Source organism: Paludisphaera rhizosphaerae, from assembly GCF_011065895.1.
Lineage (GTDB): Bacteria > Planctomycetota > Planctomycetia > Isosphaerales > Isosphaeraceae > Paludisphaera > Paludisphaera rhizosphaerae.
The window spans coordinates 1-17886 of sequence record NZ_JAALCR010000027.1; the positions used below are offsets into that span (position 1 = coordinate 1).

The 17886-nt window shown below is 67.0% G+C and carries 7 protein-coding genes; 3 read left to right on the forward strand and 4 right to left on the reverse strand.

What is annotated here, in order from left to right; all coding sequences use genetic code 11:
- Together G5C50_RS32420 and G5C50_RS25800 are read left to right on the forward strand one after the other, a co-directional pair.
- Positions 1-194, forward strand: a 194-nt coding sequence (locus tag G5C50_RS32420; protein WP_206107857.1) for a hypothetical protein, incomplete at its 5' end; no start/stop codon positions are given.
- A gap of 202 nt (positions 195-396) precedes the next feature.
- On the forward strand, positions 397-3279 hold the full coding sequence (locus G5C50_RS25800; protein WP_165073861.1) for a DUF6165 family protein: 2883 nt from the start codon (positions 397-399) through the stop codon (positions 3277-3279).
- Between the two features lie 7 nt (positions 3280-3286).
- Here the strand turns inward: G5C50_RS25800 and G5C50_RS25805 are convergent, their stop codons facing one another.
- Complete coding sequence (locus G5C50_RS25805) at positions 3287-4108, reverse strand: glycosyltransferase family 2 protein (protein ID WP_165073862.1); 822 nt, start codon at positions 4106-4108, stop codon at positions 3287-3289.
- Positions 4109-4357: 249 nt separating this feature from the next.
- Here G5C50_RS25805 and G5C50_RS25810 point away from each other — a divergent pair, with 249 nt between their 5' ends.
- Positions 4358-5563 carry a glycosyltransferase gene (locus G5C50_RS25810; protein ID WP_165073863.1) on the forward strand — a complete coding sequence of 402 codons (1206 nt, stop codon included), beginning with the start codon at positions 4358-4360 and terminating at the stop codon, positions 5561-5563.
- Between the two features lie 499 nt (positions 5564-6062).
- Here the strand turns inward: G5C50_RS25810 and G5C50_RS25815 are convergent, their stop codons facing one another.
- From G5C50_RS25815 to G5C50_RS25825, 3 genes are all read right to left on the reverse strand, one after another.
- Positions 6063-6365, reverse strand: coding sequence for a hypothetical protein (locus G5C50_RS25815; RefSeq protein ID WP_240907365.1), 303 nt, complete (start codon positions 6363-6365; stop codon positions 6063-6065).
- On the reverse strand, positions 6365-16387 hold the full coding sequence (locus G5C50_RS25820; protein ID WP_165073864.1) for an RHS repeat-associated core domain-containing protein: 10023 nt from the start codon (positions 16385-16387) through the stop codon (positions 6365-6367). The genes G5C50_RS25815 and G5C50_RS25820 overlap by 1 nt, the downstream gene beginning before the upstream one ends.
- Positions 16388-17289: 902 nt before the next feature.
- On the reverse strand, positions 17290-17700 hold the full coding sequence (locus tag G5C50_RS25825; protein WP_165073865.1) for a DUF4158 domain-containing protein: 411 nt from the start codon (positions 17698-17700) through the stop codon (positions 17290-17292).
- Positions 17701-17886: the final 186 nt, after the last annotated feature.

Below are 17886 nucleotides of genomic sequence, written 5' to 3' on the forward strand. Positions count from 1 at the left end.
ATACCGCGAGGCTACCCGATCCGTCAACAGGGCGCTATACCTTCAAGGAAATCGGCCTGGCTTCGGGGCATGGCAGAAATCTAAAGTTTTCCGCCATGCTGTACAACCGGCTCCACGCCGCAACGCCATCCTCAGGTCTCACTTCCGACCTCGAACCCGGCTTAGCGTACGATTTCGTCCGTTCCGAGGAGTGACCCCGGATAGGGGGGGGCGTGTGCGCCAGGGCCTCCGGGTTCTGAGGTCTGATGAATTCTCGCCAGCAGTCGTTTAGGCCACCCAACCCCTTCGTTCGAAACCCGCCACTTGACGATCACGTGACCGAGGAATGTACGGTAGAATTATGAGACCGTCTTAATTACAGCCTCAATTCATTGTAAGGTCGAGCGGGCACATCACATGGAGAATCAAGCGACTCCCGCAGTCGATCGTTCGGGCGTCGACCTCGCCGAGGTTCGGAACGAGGCGAAGCGATATCCGATCGACCTCGGGAACGGTCGGGACGATCCGGACCTGCTCTTCGTGCTCGGCGTGCTCGCCTTGAAGGAAAGGCGGTACGACGCCGCGTCGGAGTTCCTGGGGAGGGTCGTCGTGTTGGACGGCGGGAGGGCGGACGCGCATCACCTGCTCGGCTCCGCCTACCGTGGGTTGAAACGTCCGGAAGAGGCCCTCGCATGCTTCGCGAAGGCCGCACGCCTCCAGGGCGGCAACCCCCATCTCCATTACGACGTCGGCGCGTTGCATGAGGAAGCCGGTCGGATCGGCGACGCCGTCGCGAGCTTCCGGCGGGCCGTCGAACTGGATCCGACGCACGCCGACGCTCACTATCGGATGGGCTTCCTGGCCCTCCGGGCGGGTCGCCTTGAAGATGCGGCCTCGGCGTTCCAGTCGACCCTGCGGACAGCCCCCGGCAGGCACGACGCCGCTCGCGGCCTCGGCGGCGTCCGCATGAAACAGGGGCGGGATGCGGACGCAATCGAGGCTTATCGGGCGGCCGTTCGGATCCGTCCGGAGGACTTCGAAGCCAACAACGAACTGGGAATCCTGCTGGCCCGGATGCGCCGCTTCGCCGAGGCGGAGTCGTGCTATCGCGAGGCCCTTAAGCACAAGCCCGACTACCCCGACGCCCATAACAACCTGGGCAACGCGCTCCGCAACCAGGGCAAGTTGGACGAGGCGGCGGCCTGCTTTCGCGAGGCCCTGCGCCTGAGGCCCAAGTATCCCGAAGCTTTCAACAACCTGGGAATCACGCTCAAGCATCAAGGCAAACTGTCGGAGGCTCTGGTCCACTACGAAAAGGCTCTCAGCCTCCGGTCGGACTACCCGGAGGCCCACAACAACCTGGGGTTGGCCCTGGCGAGCCGGGGCAAGCTCGAGGCGGCGGTCGTCAACTACCAGCAGGCGCTGCGGTTCAAGCCGGACTACGTCGAGGCGGCCGCCAACCTGGCCGACGCGCTCTCGGGCCTAGGCCGCCATCCCGAGGCGGCGGCCGTTTACAAGCAGGCGATCGCGGTGCGGCCGAACGAGCCCAGGCTGCGCAAGAGCTTGGGGAACGCCCTGGCCCGGATGGAGAAATATACCGAGGCCGAGGCGAGCCACCGCGAGGCGATCCGCCTCGCCCCGAACTACGCCGACGCCCATAACGACCTCGGCATCGCGCTCGCGAGGATGGGACGGTTCGCGGAGGCCGTCGACAGCTACCGCCGTGCGATCGAGGCGTCGCCCAAGTATGCGGAAGCCTACAACAACCTGGGCAACGCCCTGAGGCACCTCGGCCGGTTCGAGGAGAGCCTGGAGTGCTACCAGACGGCGCTGGCCCACAAGCCGCAGTACGCCGACGCCTACAACAACCTGGGAATCGCTTACGCCGAGATGGGCCGTTGCCGCGACGCCGTGGAAAATTACACCCAGTGCCTGCGGATCAACCCCAACCACGTCGACGCCCACATGAACCGGGCGTTGACGTGGCTGCGGATGGGGGATTACGCCCAGGGCTGGGCCGAGTACGAATGGCGTTGGAAGAAGCGCGTCCTGACCCGACGCCCGCTGATCATGCCGCAGTGGAACGGGTTCCCGCTCCAGGGCCGCAGGATCCTGCTGATCTCCGAGCAGGGGCTCGGCGACACGCTCCAGTTCGTTCGGTTCGCCATGCTCCTGAAGCGGAACGGGGCGGGCGAGGTCATCCTCGAATGCCCCGAGAGGCTGATCCCGCTGCTCTCGGGGTCGCCGTGGATCGACCACCTCGTCGGCCACGGCCGCCCGCTGCCGGACTACGACGTCTACTGCCCCCTGCTCAACGTCCCCGGCCTGACCGCGACGTCCGTCGAGGCGATCCCGGCGGAGGTCCCCTACATCCACGCCGGCCCCCGGCTCGTCGAGTCCTGGGGGCGCGAGCTGGGGGCGACGCCGGGCTTGAAGGTGGGGATCAACTGGCAGGGCAACCCCAAGTACGCCGGCGACCGGCATCGGTCGATCCCGCTCAAATTCTACGAACCGCTGGCCCGAATTCCCGGGGTTCAGCTCTTCAGCATTCAGAAGAACGCGGGGCTCGAGCAGCTCGACGCCTGCAAGGGGGCCTTCCCGGCGACGGACCTTGGGCGTCGCCTGGACGAGTCGACCGGGCCGTTCATGGACACCGCCGCGGTCATGAAGAACCTCGACCTGTTCATCACCTCGGACACCGCCGTGGCGCACCTGGCCGGGGCGCTCGGCGTGCCGACGTGGATGGCCCTGTCCACGACGCCCGACTGGCGCTGGATGACGGCCCGCGAGGACACGCCCTGGTATCCGACGATGCGAATCTTCAGGCAGACGGAGCACATGGCCTGGGGGCCGGTCTTCGACCGGATCGCCGACGAGCTGCGGTCGGAGGTCAAGCGGCGGGCCCGGACGCGGGCGATCCCCGTCAAGATCGCGCCCGGGGAGCTGATCGACAAGATCACGATTCTGGAGATCAAGGCCGAGCGGCTCGCCGACCCCGACAAGCTGCGCCACGTCCGGGACGAGCTGGCCATGCTCCGGCAGTGCCACGAGAGCTTCGTCTTCGACCCCGAAGCCGTCCGCGAGCTGACGGCCGAGCTGAAGGAGGTCAACGCGACTCTCTGGACGATCGAGGACGAGATCCGCGACTTCGACCGAGACGACCACGTCGACCCCCGCTTCGTCGAGCTGGCGCGGGCGATCTACCGGACGAACGACCGGCGGGCGCAGATCAAGCGGCGGATCAACGAACGGCTGGGGTCGGACCTGGTCGAGGAGAAGTCGTACGGCGGCGGGCGGTAGGTCGGGCTCACGCGCCATCCGGTCCGTTCGAGGTCATCCGTTTCTTCAAGGCCTCCATCTCGTGGCGGAAGAACACGCTGCCGAGCGCCACCTGGAGCCGGCGCTCGTCCGACTCCTTTTCCTGGTGGAGCCCGGGGGCGACGCGAAACTTCTCGTACTGGCGGTCGAAGGAGTTGCCGGGCCTTCTCGTGTAGCGGACGGTTTCCTCGGCCAGGAAGACGCAGCGGAAGAGGCGGAAGAGGGCTTGGTTGTAGAAGACGTCCTCGATCGACCGGAACACGTCCAGCTCGTGGACGAGACGGCCGTCGCGTTTGCGGAAGAGGTGGACGTCGAAGAAACCGCCGATCTCGTCGTGGAGCCGCCGCCGCAGCGCCAGGTTGATCACCAGGCTGTTGACGATGCGGGCCCGCCAGGTCGGGTGGACGGGGTCGTCGAGGGCGACGCCGGTCTTGACGACGTCGACCGTCGGGTCATCCAGCGCCCGCAGAACCAGGGAGACGTGAGGCTCCAGGAAGAGGTCGTCGGCGTCCAGGAAGAGGAGGACGTCGCCCGACGAAGCGGCGACGCCCGCGTTCCTGGCGGAGGCGGGGCCGCCGGGCTCGTCGCGTCGGATCAGCACGCGATCGGGCCGGCCGACGCAGTAGCCCGCCGCCAGTTCGGACGTCGCGTCGCGCGAGCAGTCGTCCACGATCACGATCTCGCAAGACCGGCCGCCGCCGTCCTGGGTTTGGAAGTGCTCCCACGACCGTTCGACGCTCCGGAGGGCGTCGAGGAGGGTGGCCTCGTCGTTGTGGGCCGGCACGACGACGGAGATCTTCTCGGATTTCATGGGGACGACGTCGCCCAGGCGCTCGGTCGAAGCGAGGGCCGCGACGACCTTCGGCTCGCTCGACCGCGAATGTTGAAAACGGCGTCCAGTATGACCGGGACGATCCCTCGCGCCGACCCCGCACCCGCCGCAATCTCGACGCGGATCGGCAATGGAAGCCCGGGTTCGGCGTCTTTCACCCGAGGGCTCGCATGCCCTAGAATCTCGGGGCCTGGGGCGATGCGACGGGGCATGATTCGGGGGTAGGCGATGGGAATCGATCGGGTCCTCTTCGCGTCGGTCCACGGCTACGTCGACCCTTCGAGCGGGGCGGCGGTCTCGACGCGCGAGCTGATGGAGCTGCTCGCCGCCGGGGGGATCGACGCCCGCGTCCTCTCGACCGGCCTGGTCGACTTTCCCGACGAGACGCCGCTGGGGGGACTGCTCGACGGGCTCGGGACGCCCTATCGACGGGCCAGGGCCGCCCTCTCGACGCCCGACGCCGGGGCGGACGTCGAGGTCTTCGACCTGACGCTCGGCGGCGTCCGGGTCGCGCTCATGCCGACGGCCGGCAGCCGGATCGCCAGGTGGGCGGACTCGGCCGAGGCCGTCGCGTTCCTCGACCTGGCCGACCAGGTCTTCGCCCGATTCCGGCCCCAGGTCATGTTCACCTACGGCGGCCACGTCGTCGGCCGCGAGCTGATGGCGCGGGCTCGGCGGCGGGGGATCGCCGTTGTCTTCCACCTCCGGAACTTCGAGTACTCGAAGCCCGACCTGTTCCGCGACGTCTCGGCCCTGGTCGTGACGACCGAGTACGCCCGCCGCCACTACGCCGAGGTCCTGGGCCGCGACTGCGTGGTGATCCCCAACGCGATCCGACCCGATCGCGTGGTCGCCGCCGACCGCGCGCCGCGCTACCTGACCTTCGTCAATCCGCAGCTCGCCAAGGGGGCGGCGGTCTTCGCCCGAATCGCCGCCGAGCTGGGCCGGCGGAGGCCCGACATCCCCATGCTGGTCCTCGAGTCCAGGGCGCGGGCGAAGGGGCTTGAGCGGGTGCCGCTCGACCTGTCGGGCGTCGCCAATCTACATCGGATGGCCAACACGCCCGATCCTCGCGACTTTTACGGGGTGAGCCGGGCGGTGCTGATTCCGTCGCTGGTGCGGGAGACGTTCGGCCGGGTCGCCGCCGAGGCGATGTCCAACGGCCTGCCGGTGCTGGCCAGCGACCGCGGGGCCCTCCCCGAGGTCGTCGGCGACGGCGGCTTCGTCCTGCCCGTCCCGCCGCGGCTGACGCCCTCCTCGACCGAGCCCCCCACGGCCGAGGAAGTCGCCCCCTGGCTCCAGATCATCGAGCGGCTCTGGGACGACCCCGCCTGGGAGGCCGAACAATCCGCCCGCGCCCTGGCCTGGTCCCGGCGCTGGGACGAGGGCCGAATCCTGGAGCAGTATCACGACTTCTTCCGCTCCCTCGCCTGATGTGGGCGATCCGCTGAAACGCTCCGGGGGCCCGTGAGGTCGTCGGCGTGAGAAGAGGCGCCGTCGTCCGAGCCGCAGTCCACCGTCGCAGCGCCGGCTTCGATCGGGTTCGTCCGCGCAGCGCGGCGACCGAAACTGTTCGACGCAAGTCATGCATTGGGATCAGGTGGAATCCGTATTTCCCGCGTCGCGCGGTGGCTTCGTTCGGTCGGTTTTGATAGCCAAACGAAGCACGTCCCGCGTGAGCGAGGATGCCGAACGCCGGATTGCCAAGGATCGCCCTCTGTAGGAAGTATGATGCGGAATCGCGCGAATGAAACGAAAAATCCGGGCGATTCGGCACGGGCGTCGCCTCCCCTCCGCGACGATCCGGGCCGATGGAAAACCAAGAACCAGCCCCCAGGCCGCCCGAGCCGTCGCGTCACGCGACTAGGGCTCTACCAGCTATTATTCGCGTATGCCGCCCGAGGGCAAACCGCTGTAATGTCATCGGATTTGCTCAAACGGAGGATGATATCGCAAGAAGTATCTGACGCTTCAACGATCGCAAATCCTTGGCTCCGACTTGAAGTACCGGCCGTTCCCAGTCGCCGTTCTGAACGACCGTAACCTTGAACTCTCCTTGAGGATCAAACGAAGGGTACCAACCAAGATCAAGTATGGTTCCGCCCGGAAAGGCGATCTGCGCCAAATCCTCTTTGAGATCATCAACTTGTTCACTCAACGGGGCAACCTCGTTGATCCCATCTAAATCCCAGAAGACAATCCTGCCAGACTTCCAATCAAACATCTCTTGGTCCATCATCTCACCTTGGTAAGTTTTTGAAATTCTTCGGCCGTGATTGGATGTCCATGAATTGTTCCGCCGCTCTCCTCAACTCGCACCCACCTTGATGGTTTTCCAGCGGAGGCACCAATTTCGTCCGGAAACTCCATCACCCTCCAAGGTTTCCCGTTCGTTGCGGGAATTCCTTGACTATGAACCATTCGTTCAAGTTGTTCGATGTCAGTCCCCGGCTTGTATTTAGCAGGACCGTTCTTCGTTCCTTTGACAATCGTTTTCCAATCGAGTTTGCCGGAGGCTACATGCTTTCCGTTGTAGTTGGTCCAATTTGGACGTTGTGCGTTTGGAGCAGCCGTTTCGCCCGCCGCGGCTTCGTCGGCTGCGGCGGCCTCGCCGGCCTCGGCGGCTTCCTCGGCCCCGTTGGTGTTGTGGACGAGGACGCCGTTCCAGCCTACCGCGTAGCACTCCAGCTCGTCGACGTGGAAGTTGTAGACGTCGTCGTGGTACGGCTCGATTCGGACTCCCCGCACGGGGACGACCCGCCCGTCGCGGAGGAGTAGTTCGTCGCCGACACGAAGGTCGCCGGCGTCGACCCAGCGGCCGGGCGTCGTGGAGCCGTCGGGAGCGGCGGGGAGGTGGTCCCGCCGGGGGCGGTCGTCCAGCGCTTCGCCCCGGATCACCCAGAACGGGTGGAGCAGGGTCGCATCGACGGTTTCCTCCGCTTCGGCCGCTACGGTGACGGAGACGGAGTGGCCCTCGTAGAGGGTCCGGAATGTCTGAAGGACCCGGCGGAGCTTCCACACGCCCGCAGTCAGGTCGAAGGCCCAGACGAAGTCCCCTTCCTGGACTTTCTCGATGACCAGGAGGCCCTCCGACGTCGCCACCAGCGTGCCGGCCGGGAAGCAGTTCATCAGGCCCTTGACGGTTCCCCAAGCGCTCAGCGCGGCCATGCCCAGGTGGTCGATGCCGTTGGCGATGTCGCCCTTCGAGAAGGACTCGTAGGCTTTACCGCTTTCAGTGACGGCGACCACGCCGCCGACGACCGTTAGGGCGGTGGCAGCGTAGGGTGCGTAGGGGGCCATGGTCGCGAGGATCCGTGCGGCACCCGGTATGGCTGGCGCCACTTTCGACGCAACCGCTACGCCGCCGACGACGACCGCCACCTGGCCCGCGCGGCCCAGGAGCTTGGCGACCCCGAACCCGACCTGAGCGGCGACGTCGCCGCGCTCCATCGCGGCTTGCTGGGCCTGCTGGGCCCGTTCGTGCCCCGCGTACCCGAAAGAGAAGGTGTCGGCGGCGACGGCGCCCGTATCGAGGACACTGTTCCCGACGGCTTCCTTCACCGCCTGGTAGGCGTCGTCCGAGGCGTTGATGTCCCCCGTGTAGACCCCGCGCATGACCTTGTCGCCGACGTAGGCCGCCGCGTCGTACACGGACGACCACAACGACAGCCCGCTGGGGTCGGTGTAGTCGACGGGGTCGCCGGCGGCGTAGCGGTAGACGTTCGGGTCGCCGGCGGCGAGGTTGGAGGGGTCGGGCTCGATCCAGGTTCCGGTGCGAGGGTCGTACCAGCGGGCGCGGTTGTAGTACAGGCCGGAGAGAGGGTCGTATTCGCGGGCGGTGAATTTGTAGCGGTCGCCGTACGAGGGGTTGGTTTCGACCGTGACGTTGCCGGCGGTATCGTAATCAAGGTGGTCGAGGACGGTTCCCGATGTACCCACGATGTCGCGCACGGAGCCCAGGCGGTCGGTCAGGTACCACGCGGGGCCCGTCGAGGAGGATTCGAGGGCGAGGATCTGGTCGGTGCCGTCGCCGAAGACGTAGCGCGTCGTGAGTTGGTTGTTGGCGTTGAAGTCGGCCCAGGCGTTGGGGCCGTCGTAGGACTGGCGGACGACGGTTGGCGAGGCGGCCCCGGCGGTCCAGGCGGTCTCCTGGATGCGGTCGCCGAAGACGTCGTAGACGTTGATCTCGCTGGCGACGACCGCGCCGGAGGCGTCCTTCTCGACGGCCGAGACGAGGCGGTCGGCGTCGTCGTAGGCGTAGGTCCAGGAGACGCCCGTCGAAGGGTCGGTCTTGCCGACGCGGTCGCCGGCGGCGTCGTACGTGTAGTTCCACGTGCCGTCAGAGAGGAGTCGATTGCCGGCGCCGACGACGTAGCCGCCGCCGGTGCGGTTGCCGGCGGCGTCATATGTATACGTCGTCGTGCCGTCGGAGGTCAGGCGGCCGGCGTCGTCGTACGTGTAGGACGTCGCGCCGGGGACCTCGGGCTCGGAGGGGGTCGGGTCGTCGACCTCGCCCCCGCCTTCATCGCCGCCGCTTTCGACGTCAGAGCCGCCGTCGTCAGAGCCGCCGTCGTCGACGCCGTCGAGCTCGGACGCCACGCGGCCGTTGTCGTCGTACGTGTAGGCTTGCGAGTCGACGAGGTTGCCGGCGGCGTCGTGGTCGAGGATCGTTTCCACGTCGCCCGAGGCGTCGTACGCGTAGGTCGTCGAGCCCGAGGCGGCGCCGTTGGTCGTCCGCGTGATCGAGGCCAGTCGGCCGGCGGCGTCGTACGTGAAGAAGGCTTCCAGGGTGGGCTGGCCGGGCGCGACGGTGCGGCGCGAGACGAGCCGGTCTTGAGAGTCATAGATCGAGACCTGCCGGCCGCCGGCGGAGTCCAGCCGGGTGACGACCTCGCCGTTGTAGCGGAAGCTGAGCCAGTGGTTGCCGGGCTCGGTCTCGTAGACGAGGCGGCCTTGCGAGTCGTACAGGAACGTGTACGCGCCGGCGTCGTTCGATGCGGCGGCCAGGCGGCCGGCGGCGTCGTAGGCGAAGCGCAAGCGGTCCACCAGCATGCCCGCGGCGTCGTACCAGTCCTCGGCGACGATGCGACCGGCGGCGTCGTAGACGAAGGTCCGCCTGCGGCCGTCGGGGTCGACGGTCGCCGCCACACGGCCGGTCGAGTCGTAGGAGTACGTCGTCACGCCGCCGGTGGGGTCGGTCTTCCGGTCCAGTCGGCCCTGGTCGTCGTAGGCGTAGGAGGTCGTGCCGCCGTCGGGATCCGTGACCGCGACAGCCTCGCCGGCCGCGTTGTAATCCACCGTCGTGGCGTCGCCCGCGCCGTCGGTATAGACGACCACCTGGGCGACGGTGGAGCTTTCGGACGACGAGTCGCTTTGGTCGATGGTCGTCGCGGCCCGGCCGAGGGCCAGGTTGGCGAGGTCGGGCCCGTGGATGAACCCGGGGCCGATCCCCGCCGGCTCGATCGACGGATTGAACGTCGCCGAGGGCGAGACCAGGCCGCCCCGGGGCCGGTTCGCGAAGCCCGCGTCGGCCGACAGCGGCGCCAGCGAGACCAGGGGGTCGCCCGACGAATCCCCCAGCGTGAACCCACTCAAACCGCCTGACCTGAAGCCGAAATCCCAGCCCCCCGAGTAACCACCCGAAGCGCCGCCTGAATATCCGCCGGAGCCGCCCCCCGAGTATCCGCCCGATCCGCCCCCCGAATATCCGCCCGATCCGCCCCCCGACTCGCCGCCGCCCCCGGTATCGCCCGAACCGGCGGAGCCCAGCCCGCCCCAGAGCAGGACGGTGGCGGCCTTGGGCCGTCGCCCCGCGGCGGCAAGGCCAGTCAGCACGTCGGCCTGGTCGGGCGGGTCGTCGCGCGAGACGCCGTCGGGCACCCCGACGTTCTGGACGAAGCTCCCCAGCTTCGTCGCCTCCTCGACCGGCCGACCGTCCGCCGTCATGGCGTCCACGTTGGGCGCGGCCGTGCCGTACGTTAGGTCGCCCGTGAGATTGTAGGCCGTGTCGGCGTCGATCTCCCCTTCCCCGATCGTCGCGTCCGGTCGATAGACGGCGACGTTTCGTGGCGGGGGTTGCGTCAAGGAGATCCGACAACCGCTGAGGTCGGCGTCGAAGCCCAACTCCGCCTGGGTGGGATACCTCTCCTCGGCCAGGCCGAGCAGGCTGCCGGTCCCGCCCAGTGTGGGCATGGGGACCCAATAGTATTCGGCGACGATCGGATAGTCCGGCAGGCCGTACGGCGGGCTGCCGACGGACGTCCCGTGGATCACCGGCGGGTCACTGCTGGTCGCCAGCTGAGAGCCGGTGCCTGACGACCCCCATTCCGTCGCGGTGAAATCATCGCTGTCGTCGCCGCTTGACGACCACGAGCCATTCTGGTCGCTCCCGACGTCGCCGCCGGACTGCGAGGACATGAACGTTTGCCCGAGCGAGAACGATTCCTCCCCATCGCTGGAAGTATAGACGCCGTCGTCGGATTGCGAGCTTTGGCCGATGCGGAATTGGGCATCGATGTACGGGTCGGACGTTGAGTTCAGCGACTGTCCCGATTCGGTGTTTGTGAAGCTGTTGGAGTCGTAATAATCCGAGCTAAGGCCGAGGGATGACGTGACGAGGCCGTCTGTGTCCGTCGAGTCCTGACCGTTGGCGTAGAAGTCGAACGCCTCGGAGGTGCTTGCGCCCTCAAGCACCTGATAACCGTCCGAGCCGGTCGCCTGATAATCGAACGAAGTCTGGCTGGTGCGAGCCTCCTCGGCGTGGTAGGAGTCCGACGACGAATTGAGCGTGCCGGACGTCGTGGAGCCCCCAGCCTCGTGCAGGCTGATGGAGTCGGTCGAGGGATTGTCGTCGATCATGAGGCCTTCGCTGAACGAGGCGCTGGAATCTGCCTCACCCGCGTCAGAGACCATGTCGTCGAGGGTATAGCTCTCCGTCGCCTCGGCGAGCGTCGGGGTCGTCGCGCCGCCGTAACCGTATCCGTCGTCGCCGGATTCGTCCGCGCTCAGGGTATCGTATCCGGACGCATGCAGATTGAAGGATTGAGTCGCCGACCCATGGAAGTCGGTCAGGCCGTGGTTCCCAGAGGAGGCGTCGGAGTAAGTCTGCAGATCCGAAACGTCCGAATCGAGGGTATGGACGTCATCCCAGGTGTAGGTCTCGGTCCGGCCGGAGAGCGTGTCGCCGTCGGTGTAGACGTCGACGCCGTGGTCGCCCCAAGAGGAGTCGACGGAGTCGGTCAGGTTGTAGGAGTACGTCCCGCCCGAGGAATTGTGGTTGGAGCGGTCGATTTCGTATTCGTCGTTCCCCTCCTGGCTCCAGGAGAACGAGATCGTGCCCGGGACGTCGACGCCGCCGGTCGTGATGGACTCGGTCCCCGACTCGCCGAAGCCGTAGGAGTCGCCGCTCGACTCGGCGACGGCGAACGAGGCCCCGACGCCCGAGAGGTCGAGGACGCGGTCCAGCGACCTTCCCTCGCTCCAGGAGAAGCTGGCCGAGCCTTCGAGGATCGTGCCGTTCGTCCCCAGCGTCTCCGTGCCGTCCTCTTGCGCCGCGTTCTCGTGCGAGAACGTCGTCGTCATCCCCATCGATTCGGTCTGGCTGGAGCCGCCGCCGTCGTCGCCGATCGTTTCGGTCCCCGCTTCGACGCGGGTCGAATCGTCGTCGGCGGAGGAACTCACGGTGTAGCTGAGGTAACCCGACGCGATGGTCCCGCCCGTCCCCAGTTCGTCGGCGAATTCCTGGTGGATCGTGCTGGTGGAGGAGTCGGTCCCGTCGACCGTCGCCGTCCCGCTGAGGGGGCGTCCGGTGTCCGACGAGGTCTCGGGGCCCGTTCCGTGCAGCGTCCCGCTGGACGCGTCGAACTCGTCGATCGTGTAGGAGTCGGAGCCGGAGACGACTGTCCCCTGGTCGCCGAGGGTCGCCTCCGCCCAGCCCGAGATCGTCTCGCGCTCGGTGGTCGTCTCGCCGGTTGACTCCGTCAGCGTCATCGTGACGTTGGAGGACATGGACCCGGAGATCGCGTCGGTGACGGTCATGACGGCCGAGTCGGATTCCGTGACAGTCGAGTCCGACGAGTCTTGGAGGGTCTGGCTCTCGAAGCCGTCGGCAACAGTGCCGTCGAGCCCCAGATCTTCGGTCAGGGTGCCGATCTGGACCCGCGTCGACGACCCGGACTCCGAGTCGGAGTCGGCGGCGGTCCCGGCCGCCCAGTCGTTCTCGCCCCCGGCCGAGTCCTCCCAGCCGCCCATCTCGTCGCCGGAGGAATCCCCGCCGCCGGAGGCGTCGCCGATCACCTCATGATCGCTCTCGGAGAAGCTGATGGTCGTGGCGCCGCCGACGACCCGTCCGTCGTCCCCCAACGTCTCCGTCGTCGAGGTGTAGAGCGTCGACGAACCGTCCAACGGCTCGGTCGTCTCCAAGGTCCCGCTGACGTGTTCCTGGTCGTCGCCGGAGGAGGAGTCGGCCCCGGAATTTTCGAGGTCGTCGATCGTGATGTTGGACGAATAAGCGTCCTCGTCGTCGAGGGTCCAGCCGCCGTCGCCGTGCCCGGAACCGGTGCTGACGACGGAGCCTCCGGTCACGACGCCGTAGGCGCCGAGGACCAGGCTGCTCAGGACGGTCCCGGATTCGTCGAGCGAGATCCCGCTCCCGGTCTCGACCAGGGTGGGCGACGAGTGGACCGACTCGACCTCGCGGGCGTTGGAGTTCGAGTCGGCGGAGTCGATCCTGGAGGAGTTTTTCGTATCGTCGTCGGACTCCTCGTCGTCGACGTCCTCGACCGAATCGTCCGAATAGGTCGCCGACCCGGTGGTCGACCCGCCCAAGATCACGCCGCCCGCGCCGATGGTTTCGTTGGTCTGCTCGGAATCGTCCTCCTCGTCGTCGGCGTCGTCCGTGTCGACGTCGTGTTCGAAGACCGACTCGTTCTCCTGAATCGAGAGGGTGCTCCCGCCCAGGAAGGCGTTGATCAGGTCGCTGAGGTAGTCCGTCGCGTCGAACGTGTCCGAATCCGTGGCCTCGTCCGAGCCGTGATCCGATTCGGTCGTCGAGGAGCCGCCGCCCAGGACCGCCATCGCGGCCCCGAGCGCGAACGTCGACAGGCCGCTCTCGTGGACCGTGTTCTGGAGGACGTCCTGGATCTGGTCCACCTCGTTCGTCGAGTCGTCGGCCGAGTCGTCTTCTTCCTCGCCCGCCTGGGCGTCCTCTTCGTGGGACGAGACGTGCGCCGAGAGGGAGACTTGATCCCCCAGCGTGTTCTCGTCCGTGTCGTCGAGGGAAGATCCGATCGTCGTCGCCCCGTCCAGGACCTCGCCGCCGGCCCCGTAGTCGAGTTGGACGGTCTCGTTCTCGGATTCGATCCCCTGGTCGGAATCGGAGTCGGAATCGGAGTCGGATTCGCCCCCCGACTCATTGCTCGAGGCGGTATCCCCGCCGACCTTGCGCGTGTCGATCTCGACGTCCTGGAGCGTTTCCGAGCCCGTGTTGGAGTCCGTCTCCTGAAACTGGTCGACCGCGCTCTTGAAGAAGTATCCAACGCCGGAAACGACGACGCCCGCCGCGCCGAGCGCGAGGCTGGTCGTGTCGGTCAGCCCGTCGGTCTCGGAGTCGGTCTCGGTCTCCGTGTTGGAGGATCCGCCGCTCTCGGTCGAGCTGACCGAAACGGATTCGCCCGCCGCGGAGTCGGTCTCGGTCTCGAAGTCGGAATCCTGCTCGGAACCCGTCGCGGCGTCTACGATCTGGTCGAAGATGCTGGGATCGATCAGGCTGCTGAAGAATGATCCGCCGGTCACGCCGCCCGATCCGAATGACACCGTCCCCGATTCGACGGAGGTCGGCTGATCGACTTCGGATTCCTGGATCGTCGAGTGGTCGTTCTCGGACTCGCCGAACGAGACGGTCGACCGCGAACTCGTCGAGGAGTCGGCCTCGCCGCCCGAAGCCGTGATCGACTCGGATTCGTTCACCGTGGAATTCGCGGTGTCGGAGTCGGTCTCGCCGAGCGAGAATCCGACGATCAAGCCGCCGGCCCCGAGCGCCAAGGTCCCGCCGGAGGAGACGATCGCGTCGACGAGTGTGCTCGTCGCGGTCTCGCCGTCCTGGATCGATTCGCCGTCCTGGTCGTCGATCGACGCCGTGGATCCGCTCGCGACGTCGACGTCGACGTCGTCCTCGGATTTCGATTCCGTGTCCTGGTCGTTCTCGACCGATGTCGCGGTCGTCGTGGTCCCGCCGGCCTCGCTGATCGTCGCGTCTCCTCCGCTGACGAGCCCGTACGAGCCGAACGTCTCGTGTCCGTTCTGGGAGTCCGTGGCATGGCCGGTTTCGACGTCGGTCTCGGTCGCGCCGATCGTCAAGGATTCGCCGAGGGACGAGGAAAGCGAGTTTCCAGACTCGGTTCGACGTTCCACGTCGTGATCGTCGATCGAGTCCTGGTCGGTTTCGACTTGCGTGTCCGTGCCGTCGACGGTCCGGTTCCAGCTGAACGTCGAATTCCCCGAGGAGACGACGCTCCCGCTGAACGCCTGAGTCCCCGTCGCCGCGAGCGTCGAGGCCACGTGTCCCTGATCGTGATCGCTGAACGAATCGTTGAACTGATCTTCCTCGTCCGCCGTGTCGCCGGCGTCCGCCGCCGAGAGTGAGCTTTCGTCGGTTTCCAACCCCGTGTCGGTCGCGTCGTCGGACGAGTGGAAGTCGTATCCCACCGTCTCCGACCAGCCGTAGGACGTCCCTTCGGAGGATGTAAACGTCTCGCTCCCCGTCTCGCCGTAGCTTGTCGACTCTCCCTCGGAGTCGCTCTCGGAATCCCCCTGCGTTTCGGCCTCGCCGCTCTCGGCGATCGTCGATTCCCCCACCTCCGTCGACGACGCGCTCGAGGAATCGCTTTCGCCCCAGGTGAACTGATTCGACCCGGTGGGCAGAAAGCCGCCCGAGGCGATCGTATCGACGCCCGTGACATGGAGCGTCCGGCCGCCGGAGCCTTCACCGTTCGAAGACGCCGATTCGTCTTCGTCGACGCTCGAGGAGCTGGAGGACTGTCCGGACAGGGCCGTGATCGTCGAAGTGTCGGAGCCGCTCTCGTCGAAGACGTAGTGGTCGCTCCCCGAACTCACGGCGCCGGAGCCGTCGACCGCCTCGGTCTGGGTCTCGTTCAGGGAAAACGAGTCGGATCCTCCATCGATCTCGGTCGTGCTTTCCGACGCGTTGGCGGCTCCCGACGCCGATTGATCGTTCGACAGAGTCAGTGTGTAGTGGTCGGACCCCGTGAGTTGGTCGGTCAACGTGTGCGTCGAGGTTCCGCCGGACCCGTTGATGGACAGGGTCGCAGATCCGACGTCGTCGAGCGTGAACTGCGACCCGTCCGGAGCGTAGCCGGTCTCCTGGAAGCTGTAGCTGAGGTAGGCGGAGTCGGACGTGCCGAAGCTCGACCCGCTGTACGACCCGTTGATCGTGTAACCGCCGCCGGCGGTGAACTCGTAATCTCCCAGGCCGTCGCTGGCGCTGATTGAGGTCGCCGTCGGCGTGGCGACGATGTTCGTCCCCCCCGTGTCGGTGGGGTTCAGGGAAGCCAGTGCGCCGTCGATGTAGCTGAGCAGCAAGGCGTCGAGCGTTCGGAAGCCGGCCGAGGAGGCGTCGCCTCCGACCGGGCCGTCGCTGTACGGCGCCGTCGACGGCGAAGGAGGAAGCAATCGATACACCTGCGCGAAAACCCCGCCCTTGCCGCCGCCGACGGGACGCACCATCGCGTAAGCGCTCGACAGCATGGGGGACGCCGACGTGCTCGCGGCGCTCTCGAGGCTCGCCTCGTCCAGAGTCGGATCGAAGCCGCCGTCGGTCGACCCGGCCGCGACGCGACCGCTCGCCAAGGTCGAACCGAGGATCGACGTCGGATCGGAGCCCGTTGAATCGAGCGAACCGTGTGCATTTCGAGGCCGCGTCGACATCGGGCCGTGGAGCCGCGTCGAATGACTCGATGAAAGCCCATCGGTCGACGACGAGGCGTTCGAGCCGATCTCGGCCCAGGGGTTGATCGGAGACCTGGCCGCGAGCCGCTTGGAGTCGCCGGTTCCGGTCGCCGAATGGACGGCGGAAGAATTCGGCTGATTTTGGAAAGCCGCGTTCTTCGAGGCGTCCGTCGCCGAGGGAGTCGAACCGCCTCCGGGCGATTGGACCGCGCCGCTCGCCGCGGCGGACGCGGGCGATCCCCGATCGGCGACGGCCGCACCGGCGTTCGCGCCCAGGCCGACCGAAGCCGACATGGAGGAGTTGGCCTGGGGGACTGGGACCGCCGGCAGTCGGAAGCCGGCGTTGGACTTCGCCCGGGCCTGGGCGGAGGAGCCTCCCGTCCCTCCGCCGACGACGGGGCCGCCTGCGCCTGACGATCTGGGGCGTTGCCCGGGGCTGAGGCCGGCGGAATTGTTCGGCCGAATCGTTGCTGCGAATCCGACGAATGGGTCGGACGCCTGGACATTCTTAAACGCGGCGTCGGGTCCACGTCGGATCGGCCCGCTTCCAAGGTCGGTGGGGGGCGAATCGAGCGAACCGGCCCGACGAAGATGAGCGCGACCCGCCTCCGCCGCGATCGGTATCCGCCGAGCTTCAGTCCCGGATGCCGAGGGAAGGCCCGTGGGCATGATCGAAATGGGCAGCAGGCCGGGCGGGGCGAACAGCATGCTGGACGATTTGATCGGCTCCAGCGGCAATTCGATCGGCGAGGGGCGGTAAGCTCTCGATCGTCGCGAAGCCCTTGCTCTTCCGCCCATGCCGTCCTCCCCCGCCGAACCGAAGTCGCCTTAAGAGGCGTTCATGAGAGGCGATAAATCATGGTGGTGCTTACCGTGCAAGCACCCTGCGAAAAAATTTCTTAACGATTAGATTCCTCCGATCGAGGAGTTGTGCACGCCGGAATTCATCCGACTCGACCCAATCCCCGGCGCCCGACCCGACGCCGTTGCCCCCACACGTCCCGGCCGTCGTGGGGAACGAACGCGGAGGCGGTCGTCCGCGTCGCCCCCGCATTCGATCGAACCGCCCGAGCCGTCGATCTCGGACCCGTCGATTCGAGCACCCATTCGTCGGGGATGCCGAGCCCGCGCAGGGAGGAGAGCCGTTCGATTCTTTTGAGGATGTGGCCGGGATTCGGTGCCCCGCCGGTCTGGCGTCACCACCCAAGGAGGGTCTGGCGGGAGTCGGCGCGCGGCGTCAGGAGTTCATCCAGTCGGACTCGCTGCTCCGAGGTCAGATCGGCGGACAGCACCTGGTAGCCTCCTGGCGGGCGCGATGGCGTGCGGCCGAGGCCCAGCACCGGCAATGCCGGGGCCAGGATGTGACGCCGCCACAGCTCGTCCAAGAGGGTTTTGATCAGCGCGAGGCCACGATCCATGCTGTGCGCCAACGCGGTCAGCCAAGTCGACATCTCACGATGTTCCGGCGGATCGAAGGTTCTCCACGGGGCTGGCACCGATTCATCATGGGCCCAGGGACGGCCGAGGTGACGGAGGAACGCGAGCTGGACCGCAAAGCCCGAACGGCTCGGTTCGCCAGGACGTTTGGCGATCAGATCGAGGTCCATCCAACCAAATGCGACGCCGGGATGGGGCGTATGCGCCGGTCGCAGCGGTCGCGCCGCGGGCGACGCCCGCGAAAGCCTCCTCCGGTCGGCCCGACGACTCGATGTCTTAAAAAGTGAACGAGAGGCGCTCTGGGGACCCGTGAGCAGGTCCACAAAACGTCGGTTCCGGCGCTTCCGGCGTATGAA

Excerpts from the sequence above, each read along its gene's own strand:
- G5C50_RS25800 (WP_165073861.1), top strand. The coding sequence starts at position 397 with ATGGAGAATCAAGCGACTCCCGCAGTCGATCGTTCGGGCGTCGACCTC.
- G5C50_RS25805 (WP_165073862.1), bottom strand. The coding sequence starts at position 4,108 with ATGAAATCCGAGAAGATCTCCGTCGTCGTGCCGGCCCACAACGACGAG.
- G5C50_RS25810 (WP_165073863.1), top strand. The coding sequence starts at position 4,358 with ATGGGAATCGATCGGGTCCTCTTCGCGTCGGTCCACGGCTACGTCGAC.
- G5C50_RS25815 (WP_240907365.1), bottom strand. The coding sequence starts at position 6,365 with ATGGACCAAGAGATGTTTGATTGGAAGTCTGGCAGGATTGTCTTCTGG.
- G5C50_RS25820 (WP_165073864.1), bottom strand. The coding sequence starts at position 16,387 with ATGTCGGCTTCGGTCGGCCTGGGCGCGAACGCCGGTGCGGCCGTCGCC.
- G5C50_RS25825 (WP_165073865.1), bottom strand. The coding sequence starts at position 17,700 with ATGGACCTCGATCTGATCGCCAAACGTCCTGGCGAACCGAGCCGTTCG.